The 15,577-nt window shown below is 67.0% G+C and carries 12 protein-coding genes; 10 read left to right on the plus strand and 2 right to left on the minus strand.

The annotated features are described in order from the left end of the window. Window positions 1-67: 67 nt before the first annotated feature. The 3 genes from HH302_RS00310 (at window position 68) to HH302_RS00320 (ending at window position 2,467) form a co-directional block, all read left to right on the plus strand. Window positions 68-805 (plus strand): AzlC family ABC transporter permease, encoded by a 738-nt coding sequence (locus HH302_RS00310; protein WP_371814535.1) that lies wholly within the window; start codon window positions 68-70, stop codon window positions 803-805. Then, window positions 798-1,127, plus strand: coding sequence for an AzlD domain-containing protein (locus HH302_RS00315; protein ID WP_172196645.1), 330 nt, complete (start codon window positions 798-800; stop codon window positions 1,125-1,127). Before HH302_RS00310 ends, HH302_RS00315 begins: the two co-directional genes overlap by 8 nt. Before the next feature lie 164 nt (window positions 1,128-1,291). Next, a complete protein-coding gene (locus HH302_RS00320; RefSeq protein WP_172196647.1) occupies window positions 1,292-2,467 on the plus strand; it encodes a GGDEF domain-containing protein in 1,176 nt (391 codons plus the stop codon). A 64-nt stretch (window positions 2,468-2,531) separates the two neighbouring features. On the opposite strand, the gene HH302_RS00325 is transcribed toward HH302_RS00320, so the two are convergent. Next, complete coding sequence (locus HH302_RS00325; RefSeq protein WP_172196649.1) at window positions 2,532-5,282, minus strand: TonB-dependent receptor; 2,751 nt, start codon at window positions 5,280-5,282, stop codon at window positions 2,532-2,534. A gap of 368 nt (window positions 5,283-5,650) precedes the next feature. On the opposite strand from HH302_RS00325, the gene HH302_RS00330 reads away from it, so the two are divergent. From HH302_RS00330 to HH302_RS00355, 6 genes are all read left to right on the plus strand, one after another. Beyond that, window positions 5,651-6,862, plus strand: a complete 1,212-nt coding sequence (locus HH302_RS00330; protein ID WP_172196651.1) for a cyanophycinase — start codon at window positions 5,651-5,653, stop codon at window positions 6,860-6,862. Between the two features lie 42 nt (window positions 6,863-6,904). After that, window positions 6,905-8,023 carry a succinylglutamate desuccinylase/aspartoacylase family protein gene (locus tag HH302_RS00335; protein ID WP_172196653.1) on the plus strand — a complete coding sequence of 373 codons (1,119 nt, stop codon included), beginning with the start codon at window positions 6,905-6,907 and terminating at the stop codon, window positions 8,021-8,023. 23 nt (window positions 8,024-8,046) lie between these two features. Then, window positions 8,047-9,042, plus strand: coding sequence for a GlxA family transcriptional regulator (locus tag HH302_RS22675; RefSeq protein ID WP_216661730.1), 996 nt, complete (start codon window positions 8,047-8,049; stop codon window positions 9,040-9,042). After that, the gene (locus tag HH302_RS00345; protein ID WP_172196655.1) at window positions 9,039-10,133 is read left to right on the plus strand and encodes an arginine N-succinyltransferase; all 1,095 of its coding nucleotides are present in this window, start codon (window positions 9,039-9,041) and stop codon (window positions 10,131-10,133) included. The genes HH302_RS22675 and HH302_RS00345 overlap by 4 nt, the downstream gene beginning before the upstream one ends. Further along, window positions 10,130-11,149 (plus strand): arginine N-succinyltransferase, encoded by a 1,020-nt coding sequence (locus tag HH302_RS00350; RefSeq protein WP_172196657.1) that lies wholly within the window; start codon window positions 10,130-10,132, stop codon window positions 11,147-11,149. Before HH302_RS00345 ends, HH302_RS00350 begins: the two co-directional genes overlap by 4 nt. Before the next feature lie 152 nt (window positions 11,150-11,301). Continuing rightward, a complete protein-coding gene (locus tag HH302_RS00355; protein ID WP_172196659.1) occupies window positions 11,302-12,690 on the plus strand; it encodes a YfcC family protein in 1,389 nt (462 codons plus the stop codon). On the opposite strand, the gene HH302_RS00360 is transcribed toward HH302_RS00355, so the two are convergent. Beyond that, entirely contained in the window at window positions 12,641-12,973 is a 333-nt protein-coding gene (locus HH302_RS00360; protein ID WP_172196661.1) for a hypothetical protein, read from the minus strand. The genes HH302_RS00355 and HH302_RS00360 overlap by 50 nt on opposite strands. Window positions 12,974-13,094: 121 nt before the next feature. On the opposite strand from HH302_RS00360, the gene HH302_RS00365 reads away from it, so the two are divergent. After that, window positions 13,095-15,491, plus strand: a complete 2,397-nt coding sequence (locus HH302_RS00365; protein WP_172196663.1) for a LuxR C-terminal-related transcriptional regulator — start codon at window positions 13,095-13,097, stop codon at window positions 15,489-15,491. The last annotated feature ends 86 nt before the right edge of the window (window positions 15,492-15,577 follow it).

Consider the following 15,577-nt stretch of genomic DNA (forward strand, 5'->3'; position numbering starts at 1 on the left):
CATGTGTGCGCGATGGGTGTGGCGGCTCGGCGATAATCCTGCCTCCTGCCCGAAGAAAGCCTGCGTCGTGTCCGCTGTTTCAGATTTGAGTACCTCCGCCGAGGCGGCTTCTGCGTGGGCCGAGTGCCTTGCCGGGGTCAAGGCTGAACTGCCGCTGCTGTTGGGCGTTGTTCCCTTTGGCCTGATCTTTGGCGTGCTCGGGCTGGCGGCCGGGCTGCCGGCATGGGCGGTGGTTGCGATGTCGTCAGTCGTGTTCGGCGGCTCGTCGCAAGTGGTGTTCGCGCAACTCTGGGGCGCGCAGGTGCCGGGGCCGGTGATCACCGCTACCGTTGGCGTGGTGAATCTGCGCCATGCGCTGTACAGCGCAAGCCTTGCGCAGTACTTGCGCGAACTGCCGATGCGCTGGCGCGTGTTGCTGGCCTACCTGCTGACCGACGAAGCCTATGCGCCGACGATCCGCCGTTTCGCCGATGGTCCCGCGACGCCGAATCGGCACTGGTTCCTGTTCGGCACCGGCTTCACCTTGTGGGCTTCCTGGCAGCTATCCACCGTGGCGGGCGTACTGCTCGGCGCGGCGATTCCGTCGTCGTGGTCGCTCGACTTCTCGATTGCGCTGACCTTCATTGCGCTGTTGCTGCCCGGCATCCACCGCCGTAGCGAACTTGTGGCGGCGCTCGTCGCCGGCTGCGTCGCCCTGGCTGCGCAGGGGCTGCCGCACAAACTGTGGATCATCGCGGCAGCGGTGGCCGGCATCGCGGCGGGCGCAGCCAGCCGGCGCTTCGACCGGAGGGCTGAACATGCGTGACGGTATCGGGCTGATCCTTACCTTGGTCGCCTGCGGGCTGGTGACCTTCCTGACCCGCTTCTCCTTCATCGCCGGCGGCCAGCGGCTGGCCCTCGGCCCGCGGCTGCAGGCGTTGCTGCGCTACGTGCCGCCGGCCGTGCTGGCGGCGCTGATTGCGCCGGAGATCTTTGTGCGTGAGGGTGTGGTCGATTTCTCGCTATTGAGCCCAAGGCCCATCGCGGCGTTGCTTGCCGCCGTGGTGGCGCTTTACACCCGCAGCGTATCGCTGACGATCGGCGCGGGCTTGCTGGCGCTATGGCTGGCGCAGCACTTTCTGCGCTGAACGCCCGGCTGTGATTCTTGCCACAGCAGTACCTGTGACGCCCGTCGCGGACGTGCGGTCGTGACGGCTGTAGGGCCCGGCGGCGCTGCTAACATCCCCGGTTGCGTATCGGGTGGTGCAGGCTTCAAGCCGCGCTGGTGCGCGGAAATCCGAGCCCCCTGCGCATGTCCGTCAAATACATCCTCGATGCCCCGTCGCGCCGCAAGCTGATTGCGCTCAGCCTGCTTGCGCTGCTGTGCTGCGTCGTCGCGGGATGGGCTGCGTCGCGCATGATCGACGCACAGCGCGAGGGCGAACGGCTGGCGCATGTGCTGCACCGGCTGGAGTCGCTGCGCGCGGCGATCCTCTCCAACGCGATTCCGGCCGTTGCGGCGCCGGATGACGACGCCAACGTGCCCCGCCTGCTGGCGGATTGCCTGCAGTTATCTTCGGACGACGCCGCCCAGCAAAGGCGGCTGACCAAGTTGGGTGCCCTGCTGGACATGCGGCAACGCCAGCCGCCGATCAACCTGGATCAGGATCCGCAAGCGGGCCCGATGCAGCCGGGCGAACTCGGCAACACCTATGTGCTGCTGGCAGCCCATGCGTGGATCGACGCGATGAAGGTTTCCCTCGAAGACCGCCTGGCGCTGAGTCAGGCGCGCCATCAGGAATCCTTGCAGTGGGTGCAGTGGGCTGTTGCGGCGGCGCTGATCGCAGCGCTGCTGTTCGGCTTGGTGCTGATCCGCGTGATGCGGCATCTGTCGCACCAGGGCCATGCGCGGATCTCGTCGCTGGAGGCCAAGGCCAACCGCGATCCGCTGACCGGCCTGCCAAACCGCCGGTTGCTTCAGGACCGGCTGGAACAGGCCGTGCTGCGTGCGCGCCGGCGGCGCTGCCATGCGGCGGTGGTCGTGATCGACCTTGATGGTTTCAAGCCGGTCAATGACACCCACGGCCATGCGATCGGCGACGTGGTGCTGCGGCGCGTGAGCAAGCGCATGAAGAGCGCATTGCGCAGCGAGGACACTGTCTGCCGCATGGGCGGCGACGAGTTCGTCGTGATCATCGGCGAAGTGGATGACCCGGTGTATGCCGTACGCCGTGCGCGCGACCTGGTGCTGCGCATCTCGCGGCCGATCCGTCACGAGGACAAGGTGCTGCGGGTCGGCGCCAGTGCCGGCCTGGCGCTGTTCCCGGACGACGCCGGCGACGGCACCGAACTGCTCGAGCTCGCCGACCAGGCCCTCTACGCGGCGAAGCACGGTGGCCGCGGGCAAGTGGTCACCGCCGGCGAAATGACCCACGGCCACACGACGCTGACTTCGCTGCCCAGCGAACCGGCCGCAAGGCTCGCCTGACCTGCAAAAAAAGACCCCCGCGGACTTCGCGGGGGTTGTCACAGCACACTGACGACTTGCTTCGTTACCTGAAGGAATAGTTCGCTGACAGGTAGTAGGTACGGCCGCGCGGATCGGTATAGGTCGGGTCGTAGGTCGATAGGAAGTAGTAGGACTGGTTCGAGAACGGCGGCGCGGTGTCGAACAGGTTCAGGACACCCGCACGCAGCTTGAGCGCCTTGCTCACATTCCAGTTCCCGACGAGATCCCAGGTCGAATACGACGAGACATCGCGCGGCGGCAGCAGCGCGCCATCGCCGCCGGCGGCATTCGGGTCGACCGCCTTGTTGTGGTCGGTGTAACCGGACGAGAAGGAGTTCGATACAGTCAGGCCAACCTGGCCGAGTTCCCAGTCGAACGACAGCCGGTGGCGCCACTCTTGCACCACCTGGTCCACCAGGAAGCGGCCGACGTTGTCGACGAATTCCTCGCTGCCGAACTGGCGCTTGTATTCCAGCACCCAGGTGCCGGAAAACTTGGCGCCGAAGCGGCCATAAAGCGTGGCATCGCTGCGCCATGCCCCCTCGAAGTCGATGCCGGATGTCTTCAGCACCCCCTGGTTCTGCTTCTGCAGCACCATGTTCGTGATGAAGCCGTCGGCGTCGCGCGTCACGTAGGGCGCTTCGTACTTGTCGAGGTTCTCGAGGATGATCTCTTCAGCAAGGCCGCTGATGATGTCCTTCTTCTTGATGTTCCAGTAATCGACGCTGACGCTGGTATTGCGCAGGGGTTCGAAGACGAAGCCGAAGGAAAACTGCTGCGACTTCTCCGGCTTCAAATCCGCATTGGATCGGCGCTCGACCGGCACCTGATCCGTGCAGTCCACCAGCGCATTGCCGGCTGCAACACAACCCGGATCAGGCAGGATCGCGGAACTGCTGCCGAACGAGGTTGGCCGATACAGCTCGCTGAAGGTCGGCGCACGGAAACCGGTACCCGCCGAACCGCGCACGAGCAGGCTCTTGCTCGGTTGCCAGCGCACGCCCAGCTTCGGGTTCACGGTGTTGCCGACGTCGCTGTAGTTGTCGTAACGCAGCGCGAACTGCACTTCAAGCTGCTGCGTGAAGGGCGCGTTCAGCTCGGCGAACAGGCTGGAGATGTTGCGACTGTTCGAGGTGGCTTCTAGCGTTGCACCGCTGCTGCTGCGGTCTCCCGCGATGTTGTTCGAGTTGAGCAGCGCAGACGGCGTGAAGTCGGCTGTCTCGCGGCGGAATTCGAAGCCGGTTGCGAGCCCGAGTTCGCCGCCGCCAAGCGACATTAGCGAGCCGGTCAGTTTGCCGTCGATGCTGGTCGTGACGCCCTTGGAGCGGCGCCCCACCTCGTCCACCTTGATCGAGTCGATCAAGGATTTGCCGGCGGCCGGCGAGGGGCCGAACGGGTTGATCTGCCCGCCCTTGATGCCGGCGACGAACTCGTCGTAGAGGAAGTAGCCGTTGACCATGCGGTCGCTGGTTTCGTTGCTGGCGTAGTTGAGGCCCAGGTCGTAGTCCCAGCCGCCGACGCCGCCCGTCAGCGCGAGCACGAAACGCTGCGCGTCTGATACCACTTCATTGCTGCGGTTGCCGCCCTCGGTCACGCGCTGGCGCAGCTCGACGTTGCCGCTTGTTGGCAGTGCGCGGTCACCCAGCCAGCCGTTCACCACGGAGACCGGAACGCCGGTGATCTGCAGCGGATTCGGGCTGGAGACGTAGGTCGTCGTGGTCTGGTTCTTCATCAGTTCGAACGAGATGTCGGTGCGCTCGTTGATGCGATAGACGCCGCGGCCGAGGAAGCCTATCTTCTCTTGCTCAGGGTAGATCTCGGTGTCCTGCATGTAGTCGTAGCTGCAGCCCTGAGAGACCTGATTCGCAGCGTAGATCGTGGCCGGCGGATTGCAGGCGGGCGAGAACGGGTTGATGGTGCGCTCGGTCACCGCTTCGCCGCCGATCAGGTAGCCCGCCGCCTGCAAATCGCTTCGCTGTTTGCTGGTCAAACGGATGTTCGCCGGATCGGTGCGGCTCGACATGTAGAACGGCAGGTTGGTCGCAAGCGGGCGCTCCTTCAGGAACTCCCGTTGCGTCGAGCGTAGGCTGTCGAGCTTCTGATAATCGAACACGCCGAACACATTGAAGCGGTCGGTGTTCAGGTCGCCGTAGCCGCCGCCGACCGATGCCGCGGTTTTGCCGGCGCCGCCTTCCTGGGTGGTTGAGGCGTAGACGTTGACGTCCGCACCCACGTAGTCCTTGCGCGTGATGAAGTTGATCACGCCGCCGATCGCGTCGGTGCCGTAGATCGCCGACGCGCCGTCCTTGAGGATCTCGACCCGCTCGACCGCGCCGGCCGGGATGTTGTTGAGGTCGACCCCGGCGCTGTCACCTGGCGAGGCGAAGTTCGCCATGCGCCGGCCGTTGAGCAGGACCAGCGTACTCGATACGCCGATGCCGCGCAGGTTCGCGCCGTTGAAGCCGCGCTGGCCACCGGTGTTGTCGGTGATGCTGGCGCCATCGGTCAGCGGCGCGTTGTTGGCGCTGATCATCTTCATCAGCTCGGCGGCGGTGGTTGCGCCGCTCTTGATGATGTCGTCCTTCTTGATCGTTTGCACCGGCAGTGCGGTCTCACCCTGGATGCGCTTGATGCTGGAACCCGTGACCAGGATCCGGGCGGGGGCCGGGGTGACCACCTCTTCGGCAGTGGCGGCCTGGGCCCCCAGTGCCAGCACGATCGCAACGGCTTGCGCGCAGGGTGTCATGCGAAAGGGCAGGGGCAGGGTGGGCGGTGGGCGGTGGGCGTCGGTCATGCTGAAAATCCTCTCCGTGGATGCTGTTGCATGTCGGGCCCCGCTTCGGTGATCCGGGGCCTCGGTGCCCGCTGCTGGCGAGGCATGGCGACGCAGTCTAGGGAGGGGGGCCGGCTTTGCGAACGGGGCGGGAGGCCCGTCGTCGCAAGCCGGCAAGTTAGGGTCGCAATCCGTAAAACGCGGGATTTCGCGCTTGCCGCAAGGCGACATCGACTTGCGTGTTTGCTCCGTTGACCGTGGGGAGCGTGGAATCGACTGCGCTTCGATGACACCATCGCTCCCCATGGCGACCGGGTCTGCCGGCCGCGCTCAGATACTGCGATTTCATGCGAAGCAAAATCCTTCTCTGGCCTCTGGCGCTTTTCTCGATGGCCCTCGGTGTTACACCGGTGGCCGCAGCGGACGCCGTGCCCGCCGGCTATGCGGTGCCGATCGGCGGGGCGCTGAAGTACGACAACGAAGCGGTGTGGGGCCGGTTGGTCGAGCTTGCGGGCGGCAAGGGCGCGCGCTTCGTCGTGCTCGCCACCGCAGCCGGCAACCCGGCGCGCTCAGGGCGCCAGATTGCCGACGCGCTGGCGCGGCGTGGTGCGCTTGCCGAAGTGCTGCCGGTTGCGCCGAAGCTGAACGACGCGGATGTCACGGCTGCGGTGCGTGATCCCGCGCTGATTGCAAAGGTCCGTGCCGCGCGCGGCGTGTTCTTCTCTGGCGGTGCGCAGGAGCGCATCGTTGATAGCCTCGCCCCGGCCGGCGTTGAGTCGCCGCTGCTCGCCGAGATTCGTGCGCTGCATCGCCGTGGCGGGGTCGTTGCGGGGACCAGCGCGGGCGCGGCGATCATGAGCAGCGTGATGTTCCGCGACGCGCAGGATGTGATGCGCATCCTCAAGGGGGAGCTACGCCAGGGCAAGGAATACGACCGCGGGCTCGGCTTTGCAGGCGAGTCGCTGTTCGTCGACCAGCACTTCCTCAAGCGTGGCCGTATCGGCCGCATGCTGCCGCTGATGGTGGCCAAGGGCTACACGCTTGGCCTTGGCGTGGAAGAGAACTCCGCCGCGATCATCCATGGCGACGAGATCGAAGTCATTGGCGGCAAGGGGGCCTTGCTGGTCGATCTCTCATCGATGAAGCGCGATGCGGCTTCGGGGCCATTCAACCTGCGTGGCGCGCGCCTGAGCTACCTCGATCGCGGTGATCGCTATCGCATGTCGACCCGCACGGTGTTGCCCTCTGCGGCCAAGCTGGCCGACCACCGGGTTGATCCGAATGCGGCCGACTTCAAGCCGTTCTTCGATAACGACGCCTTCCACCTCGACATGCTGGGCGACACGACCATCGTGAACGCGATGAGCAACCTGATCGACAACGCCCGCCGGGAAGTGCGTGGCCTCGCCTTCAACGCGCGGCCGGCGGCCGACGATCCGGCGCCGTCGCTGGGCTTCGAGTTCCGGCTCTACAAAGGTGAGGACAGTGTTGGCTGGTACACCGGCGCGTTCGGTGGCGAGGACTACACGGTCGCCAACCTGTACCTCGATGTCACGCCGGTCCGCGTCGCGCAGCCCTTGTACCGGCCGTGGATCAACTGAGTACCCGTTTTCGCCGAACCCCAGCAGGACATTGAGCCACCCATGCAGCAACAACGACACCCCCTGACTGCCGCCACGCCCGGTACCGCGCGCGAGTTGGTGAGCCTGCATTTCGGCGCGCCGGCGAGCGGGCAGAAGGTCTACATCCAGGCCTCGCTGCATGCCGACGAGTTGCCCGGCATGCTGGTCGCGCACCACCTTCGCCAGCACTTCGAGCGCCTGGAGCGTGAAGGCCTGCTGCGTGGCGAGATCGTGCTGGTGCCGGTCGCCAATCCGCTGGGCCTGTCGCAGACGCTGCTGCATGTGCCGCAAGGGCGGTTCGAGTTCGCCAGCGGCGAGAACTTCAACCGTTACTACCCCAGCCTGGCCGATCAGGTCGAGCAAGCCGTGGCGCAGCACCTGGGGCCGCGCGCCGATCACAACGTTGCGCTCGTGCGCGCAGCGCTGCGCGATGCGGTGGCAAAGCAGCCTGCGGATACTGAGCTTGCGAGCCTGCGCCGCACGCTGATGGGGCTCGCGTGCGATGCCGATGTGGTGCTCGATCTGCACTGCGATACCGAAGCGGTGCTGCATCTCTACACCGGCACGCCACTGTGGCCCCAGGCCGAACCGCTCGCGCGCTATCTGGGCGCAGAGGTGAGCTTGCTTGCAACCGAATCGGGCGACGCCCCGTTTGACGAGGCCTGCTCGCAGATCTGGTGGCAGCTGGCCGAGCGTTGGGCCGGGCGCCACCCATTGCCGATGGCCTGCATGGCAGCCACGATCGAGCTGCGCGGCTTTGCCGACGTCAGCCATCCAAATGCCGAGCGTGATGCCGCTGCGATTGTGGCCTTCCTCTCCCACCGCGGCGCGATCGCACAGCCGCCCGCGAGCCTGCCGCCGCTGTTGCGCGAACCGATGCCGCTGGCCGGATCGATACCGATCCACGCGCAGCAGGGCGGGGTGCTGGTGTTCGTGCGCGAGGTCGGCGATGAGGTGGCGTGCGGCGACGTGGTGGCCGAAGTGATCGACCCCTACGATGGGCGGGTGCAGACGTTGCGTTCCAGCATCGACGGTCTGCTCTATGCTCGCGATAACCGGCGGTTTGCCACGGCCGGCATGCGTGTCGCCAAGGTCGCGGGCCGCGAGGCCTTGCGAAGCGGCAAACTGCTCAGTGCCTGATCCGCGCCCGACATAACGACTCTGTGAATACGCCCCAGCGATACGGCTTCCTGCTGCTGCCCGGCTTTTCGATGCTCGCCCTCTCGGGCGCGCTCGAAGTGCTGGCAGCCGCCAATGCCCTGCTGGGTGAGGATGCCTACCTGCCGTCGATGCTGTCGCTCGACGGTATGCCGGTGCGCGCCGCGTCCGGGCCGTCGCTCGAAGTACTTGGCGGCATCGATCGTGCGCCAACGCTGCATGCGGTGTTCGTGGTTTGTGAAGGCGACATCGCGGATTTGGAACTCGCCGCTTGCCATGCATGGTTGTGCGATTGCGCTGCCGCCGGGCTGTTGCTCGGCGGCATCGGCACCGGTGCCGCGGTGCTGGCGCAAGCCGGCCTGCTGCGTGGGCATCGTGCCACCGTGCACTGGGCGCATGTGGCGGAACTGGCCGAGCAGCACGCCGAAACCGTGGTGTCGTCGAACCTTTATGAGATCGACCGCGGCCGCTTGAGCTGCGCCGGCGGCACGGCGAGCATGGATATGCTGCTCAGCTGGATCGGTGTGCGGCACGGCGAGCGCACGGCGCAGGAGTTGGCCGCCCAGCTCGGGCTTGAGCGCATTCGCGGGCGCGACGAACGCCAACTGGTGCCCAGTGCCGCACGCGTTGCCGGCGGGTCGGCCAAGCTCGCCGAGGCGCTCGCGCTGATGGAAGCGAACCTCAGCGAACCGCTGCCCACAGAAGACATCGCGCGCCTGGTGGGGGTCTCGCGCCGGCAGCTTGAACGGCTGTTCAAGCAACACCTCGACGCCTTGCCCTCGCGCTACTACCTTGATTTGCGGCTCACCCGCGCACGCCGCCTGCTGCAGCAGAGCAGCCAGTCGATCCTGCAGATCGGCCTTGCCTGCGGCTTTGCCTCAGGGCCTCATTTTTCCAACGCGTATCGCAACCACTTCGGGCGCACCCCACGCGAGGAGCGCAGTCAGCGCGCCAACGCCTGGCGCAGTGGCCCCGCGGTACGAGAGGAGTCCCCCGAATGAATGATCCGTCTCCCAGCCAGTTCGTGCTGCGCCCCTGCGCGCCGGAAGACCTGCCGGCGATCGAGCGCATCGCCGCCGCGAGCACCTTCGGCATCAATTCGCTGCCGCCCGACCGGGGGCTGCTGAGTGCGCGTATCGAGCGCTCGCTGCATGCGTTCCAGACGCAGGATGACGCGAGCGGTGAAGAGAGCTACCTGTTCGTGCTGGAGGATCTCGCGCGCGGTGCGGTGATCGGTACCAGCGGAATCGCCGCGAGCGCGGGCTTCCACGATCGTTTCTACAGCTATCGCAACGAGTTCGCGGTGCACACCAGCGAGCCGCTCAACGAGAGCAACCGGATTCATACGTTGCATCTGTGCCATGACCTGACCGGCTACACGCTGTTGACGTCGTTCTACATCGAACCGGCCTACGCCAACACGGTTGCACCGCAACTGCTGTCGCGCGGGCGGCTGCTTTTCATTCGCGAGTTCGCTGGCCGGTTTGCCGATCGTATCGCCGCCGAAACCCCCGGCCTGTGCGACAGCCTTGGCCACAGCCCGTTCTGGGATGCTGTCGGGCGCCGTTTCTTCAACATGGACTATCCGCAGGCCGAACGCCTTGCCGGCGGCCGCAGCAAGAGTTTCATCGCCGAGCTGCTGCCGCATTCGCCGATCTATGTGCCGCTGTTGCCGGAAGACGCGCAGTGGGCGATCGGCCAACTGCATCCCGACGGCGAGCTGCCGTTCTCGATCCTGCTCGATGAAGGCTTTGATGCCGACACCTACATCGATGTGTTCGATGGCGGCCCTACGGTCGAGGCGCGTGTCGCGATGCTGCGCACCGTGCGCCATGCGCAGCGGCGGCGCGCACGCGCGGTCAGCGCCGTGCATGGCGATTGGTACCTGGTGGCGGGCACGCAGCGCGAAGGTTTTCGCGCCACGCTCGCGCAGGCCGACGTCACGGGGGGCGAACTTGCGCTCGATACCGCGGCGCTTGCCCGCCTGGGGCAAGCGGACGGCGCCACGCTGCGGTGCGCGCCGCTCGTGATCGACGAGGCCGATGAGGGCGGCGACTGCGATGGCGTATCGGCCGAGGAGGGCGCGGTATGAACCATCTGCGCATCCGCACCGCAGGTGCTGACGACCTTGGTGTGATCACAGCCTTGCTGGCTGACTGCGGCAGACCATCCGGACCCGTTGCGCTCGCCGATACTGCAGGCGAGTCAATGCTGGTGGCCGAGTCCGGCGCTGGCGGCGCGGTACTGGGCTGCCTTCGCTTGCGTGCGGCAATCGGCCTCGCGCTGCCGCGATACTGGTATCACGTCGGCTGCACCGTTCATGCGGCGAAGGATCTGCAACTCTTCCATCGTCAGCGCACGCTGCTGCTGGGCAACAACCATACCGGCGCCAGCGAGCTGGCCGAGATCGCCTGGGCGCGCAGCGGCGTGCCGCTGGCCGCGCAGGCCGCTGTGCTGAACCTCCTGGTGCAGACCGCGTTGCTGCTGATCGCGCGGCGTCGCGATGGCTTCGCCAGCCATCTGATCGTCGAGTTGCCGGGGCCACGCGACACAGCCGGGCAGGCGCCTTTCTGGCAGGGCCTGGGTCGCCAGTTCTGCCGGCGCGATCCCTTGCTGGCGCGGGAGCAGTTCGGCGACGCGTGGCGCGCGCACGCTGCAACGCTGCTGCCGCGTCAGACGGTGTATGCCTCCTTCCTGTCGCCCGCCGCGCAGGATGCAATTGCGCACGCGGCCCCGTTCTCGCGCGTTCTGCAGGATGTACTTGAGGCCGCCGGCATGCGCTACAGCCACCACATCAGCATCGACGATGGCGGACCGGTGCTTGAGGCGGATGTCGACACCCTCGGTACCGTGACCGCGGGCCGCCTCTGGTCGCTTGTTCAGCGCGATGCAGCGGGGCCCGGCGTGCCGATGCTGGTGGTGCATGGCGATGCAGGCAACTGGCATGCGGTCATGGCGCAGGCCACCGTTCATGGCGGCCGCCTGGCGCTGCTGCCGGACGACTTCGCTCGACTCGGTGCCCATGCCGGCGAGCAGGTGTGGGCTGCGCCATTGCGCAGCGACTTCGATGCAATGCCCGCCGGCGGCCACTCGGCGCCCGACGCCTGAGGTGCCTGCGTGCATGAGCAACGTGGCGTGGTTTGGGGCGGCCAGAGGATCGACATGATCAGCCTTGGGCCCGCGACGCTTTCGACTGCTGTTCCATCCTGTCATCAGCCCGCAGTGGCGCGGTCGGTGGCCAATTCATTGAGGTATCCGGCATGAAGTTGCGCCTGCCCAACACCTATGTGCTGCTGGTTTCGCTACTGGCGCTGATCGCGGTGTCGACTTGGCTCGTGCCTGGGGGCAAGTTCGAAACCACCGTCGTCGCCGGCAAGACGCTGGTCGTGCCCGGCAGCTACCATCTGGTCGAAGCGCGGCCGCAGGGCCTCGCCGCGTTGCTGACTGCGCCGATCAAGGGCTTCGTCGAGGCCGCACTGATCATCGGCTTCGTGCTGATCGTCGGCGGCGCCTTCTCGGTACTGCAGAAGACCGAGGCCATCGACGCCATGATCAAGTCCGTCGCCCGTGCCCACAGTCGCTCGGCCTGGGTCCGCGCCGCGGTGATCCCGGTCTTCGTCGGGCTGTTCGCGCTGGGGGGGGCCACCTTCGGCATGGCGGAAGAGGCGATCCCCTTCGTGATGATCTTCATCCCGCTGGCGCTCGCGCTGCGGCTCGATACGCTGACCGGCATGGCGATCCCCTTCGTCGGCTCGCAGATCGGTTTCGCCACCGCATTCCTCAACCCCTTCAACGTCGGCGTCGCGCAGGGCATCGCTGGCGTGCCGATGTTTTCCGGCCTCGGCTATCGCGCGATCTGCTGGGCGGTCGCGACCGCCATCACCATCGGCTTCCTGCAGTGGTGGGCGGTGCGCATCCGCCGCACGCCGGAGCTGAGTCCCACTTTCGCGCTGGACCAGGAGCGCCGCAAGACGCTCGACCTCGTCAGCTTTGAGCAGTTCGCAGGGATGACCGCGCGGCACAAGCTGGTGCTGTGGCTTTTCGCCGCCACCCTGCTCGGCATGATCTTCGGTGTGGTGCGCTTCGGCTGGTACATCGAGGAGATCGCTGCGCTGTTCCTGGTAATGGCACTGGCGGTCGGTCTCGTCGCGCGGCTATCGGCCGACGAGCTGACCGGCGCCTTTCTCCACGGCGCCAAGGATCTTGTCGGCACCGCGCTGGTGATCGCGCTGGCCAAGGGCACGGTGATCCTGATGCGCGACGGGCAGATCATTGACACGCTGCTCAACGCGCTGGCGCCGCTGGTCGCGTCCGACAGCCCGGTGTTCGCCGCGCAGAAGATGTTCGTGATCCAATCGGTGATCAACTTCTTCATTCACTCCGGCACCGGGCAAGCCGCGCTGACCATGCCGATCATGGCGCCGCTGGCCGATCTGGTCGGCATCACCCGCCAGACCGCCATCCTCGCCTTCCAGTTCGGCGAACTGGCCACCGCGATCATCCCGACCTCCGGCATTACGGTTGGCGTGCTGGCGCTCTCGGGCGTGCCCTACACCACCTGGGTGCGCTGGATGCTGCCGCTGCAGGGCCTGTACCTGATCATGGCGTTGGTACTGCTGGCGCCGCCGGCGCTGCTTGGCTGGCAGTGATCGGGGCGGGTTGAAGGGCTGCGCGAGCTGCCTTGCCTTGCTTCTGGGCCATGCTCGCCCGACGATAGTCGAGTTCGACGCATAGCGCGCCGCGGAAAGTCGTTTCGCTGCGCGCCTGCAATGAGACGCCGCGTCGCTGCAGCTGGCGCACCGATGCGAGATTGCGCGCATCTGGCGCCCGCAGCCCCGTCACCGCGAAGCGCGCCAGCGTGAATCCGGTTTGGGCCTGCGCGCCGTCCGGCGACAGGAAGCGGCCGATGTCGCAAGGCGGTACATCGGTCACCAATGCGGCGATTCCGGGTTGTAGCCATACCCCCTGTCGAGACATTGCGATGGCGGTGGCCGTGGTGAGAGGCCTCCAATGACATGCCGGCGGTGGGCCGCAGCGCGCTAACATCGCGCGCATGCCTGCCGCCCAGTCTTCGTTTCCTCACCTGCCGGCCCGCCCGACCGTCGCGCGATCACGCCTGACGTCGCAGATCCTCGCTGCGACGACTCGCCACCCCGTCACCGTGATCGTGGCGCCGGCCGGCTTCGGCAAGACCGCCATCGCAGCCCTGGTCGCCCATGGGAGCGCGAAGCCTTGCTGCTGGCTGGCGCTGGATCAACTGGCGGAGCCCGAGCGCTGGCCGGCACTCGCGGCCGCGCTTCGTGCCACGCCGGAAGCCGGGCTCCTGATCGTCGATGCGATCGACAGCCTGCCGGCGCCCACCGAGCAGGCATGGCGAGATGCCGGCGTCGAGGGTACGGCTCGCGCGCACCTGCTGCTCGCGACGCGAACAACCGCAGCGCTGCCGATGCTCGAGCAGTGGCGTGCGCGTGGCCAGTTGGCGGTGTTCGACGCCCCGCAACTACGCCCGACGGCCGCCGAGTGGCAACGGGCCTTCGGCCGCAACGACAACTCGCGGTTGGGGTGTGAAGGATGGTGGGGGCTGCGTCTTGCTGGCGATTCGGTGGCCGCGCAGATCGAATGGCTGCGTCGAGTGTTCCTGCCGAGTTTGTCGCCGGATCTCGCCAATGTGCTGGGTGCACAGGCGCTGGAGCCTGCCGCGAGCCCGGTCGCCTTGGGCGGCTGGCTGGGCATTGGCGCGGTGCGAGTGGCGCTGGCTCAGCATGCACTGAACCTTGACGGTGCGCCGCTCGAAGCATGTCGGGCCGGGGCCGCCTTGGGCGAAACGCTTGCGGCCGCCTGGTGTCTGCACGAACCTGCGTTGGCGGCCCGGTTTGTCGAGGCTGCCTTTGCCGATGCGCTCGCCCTGCGTGATGCGCCGCGCGCAATCCGGCTCGCGCAGGCGAGCGGCAAGCCTGAGCACTGCGCGCGCCTGCTCGACGAACTCGGCTGGCTGATTCTGCTTGGGCCGCGCCGCGATCTGCTCGGCGATCTGCTGAGCGGCCTGTCACCACAAGCTGCCCGGCAAACCGCCATGCGCTTGTTGCGAGCGGCCTGGTGGGTCGAGCTCGAACGCGCGCCGGTCGAGGCCGAGCGCATCCTCCGCGCGGACCAGCTCGAAGGGCCGCAGGCCGATGCGATCCAGGCGCGCTGCAAGTTGATGTTCGACGACGCCGAAGGCGCGGCGCGCCTTGCCGAATCGGCGCTCGCGGGACTGGCAGACCGCGATGCGCCGGAGGCCTTGCTGGCCGCCGCTGCGCTCGGGTATGCCCGCCTCGAACTGGGGCAGCCGATGCGCGCGATCCCGCTACTGCGCGACGTGGTCAGCGCCGCGCGGCGTGACAGCTTCGCCAACCTCGAACTCGATGGCTTGCATGTGCTGGCGCGCTCGCTGCAGGAACACGGCGACTACCAAGGGCTCACCGAAACGCTTCGTCAGGCGCAGGCGCACATCGCGCAAAGCCGCTTGGCGAACGAAACCGCCGCGCAGTCGCTCGCGAGGCTCGCCTTGCTCGACGCACATGAGCAATTGCAAACGCCGGCGCCGATGTTGCAGCCGCCTGCCGACAGTGACCTCTTTGCCTTTGCATGGCTGGTTGCCCGCGCGCGCGAAGCGCTGCTGACCGGCCGGATTGGCGACGCGATGATGCTCGGCGAGCAGCTGGACAGCCGCTTGCTCGCAAGCTTCTGCAGTACCAAGTGGCGGCTTGAAGCGGCTTACGTCGGCATCTGGATCGCCGGGCTGCGTGGCGATGTGGAACGGCTGCGCAGCTATGCCGGTGACGCGAGCCTGCCGACGCCAGACGCCGGGTTGCATGCCTGGACTGGCGCGGTGCACCGCGCCGCGGCTGCTTTGCTGCGGCACCAGGCCTGGCCGGCCCCGCAGCTGCAAGCGCTGATCGACGCTTTGGCGCAACGCGGGCTGCGGCGCCTGCATGCCACCGCGAAGTTGATCGCCGCGCTGAGTGACCCGGCGGGTGATATGAGGCTGCTTGGCGACTGGCTTCACGCGGCGGTCAGCAATGGCCGCCTGATGGATGCGCTTTGGCTGGCGCCGTGCCTGAGCGATCCACTCGCACGTTGGCTGCGCCACCCGGCCGCGGTGCAGGACGCGGCGGTACGTGCCGGCGCGATGGCCTTGTTCGCGCGGCTGCAGCCGCCGGTTGCCGAATCTCCGCGCATCAGCCCGGCCGGGCGCCCGGCTGATCTGACGGAGCGCGAATGGCAGGTGCTTCAACTGATCGGCCAGCAGTTCAGCAATGAACAGATCGCCGTCACGCTGCATGTGTCGCTGCCGACGGTGAAGACCCATATCAACCGGCTCTACGCGAAGCTGGACATCGGCACGCGCGCCGAAGCGATGCAGCGTGCCCGTGCGCTGCAGGCGAGCACCGCCGTTCCACCGGCTTGAATCAACCCAGGGGTTGAATGCGTTGCGGCCCGCGCGGCCGCCAGACTCCATGCCCGAACGATCACGCGCTGGTGCGTGACGACCTT

This window comes from Niveibacterium sp. COAC-50 (assembly GCF_013184235.1).
In the GTDB taxonomy this organism is placed as follows: domain Bacteria; phylum Pseudomonadota; class Gammaproteobacteria; order Burkholderiales; family Rhodocyclaceae; genus Niveibacterium; species Niveibacterium microcysteis.

Excerpts from the sequence above, each read along its gene's own strand:
- HH302_RS00330 (WP_172196651.1), top strand. The coding sequence starts at position 5,651 with ATGGCCCTCGGTGTTACACCGGTGGCCGCAGCGGACGCCGTGCCCGCC.
- HH302_RS00345 (WP_172196655.1), top strand. The coding sequence starts at position 9,039 with ATGAATGATCCGTCTCCCAGCCAGTTCGTGCTGCGCCCCTGCGCGCCG.
- HH302_RS00365 (WP_172196663.1), top strand. The coding sequence starts at position 13,095 with ATGCCTGCCGCCCAGTCTTCGTTTCCTCACCTGCCGGCCCGCCCGACC.
- HH302_RS00325 (WP_172196649.1), bottom strand. The coding sequence starts at position 5,282 with ATGACCGACGCCCACCGCCCACCGCCCACCCTGCCCCTGCCCTTTCGC.
- HH302_RS00315 (WP_172196645.1), top strand. The coding sequence starts at position 798 with ATGCGTGACGGTATCGGGCTGATCCTTACCTTGGTCGCCTGCGGGCTG.
- HH302_RS00355 (WP_172196659.1), top strand. The coding sequence starts at position 11,302 with ATGAAGTTGCGCCTGCCCAACACCTATGTGCTGCTGGTTTCGCTACTG.
- HH302_RS00350 (WP_172196657.1), top strand. The coding sequence starts at position 10,130 with ATGAACCATCTGCGCATCCGCACCGCAGGTGCTGACGACCTTGGTGTG.
- HH302_RS00335 (WP_172196653.1), top strand. The coding sequence starts at position 6,905 with ATGCAGCAACAACGACACCCCCTGACTGCCGCCACGCCCGGTACCGCG.
- HH302_RS00320 (WP_172196647.1), top strand. The coding sequence starts at position 1,292 with ATGTCCGTCAAATACATCCTCGATGCCCCGTCGCGCCGCAAGCTGATT.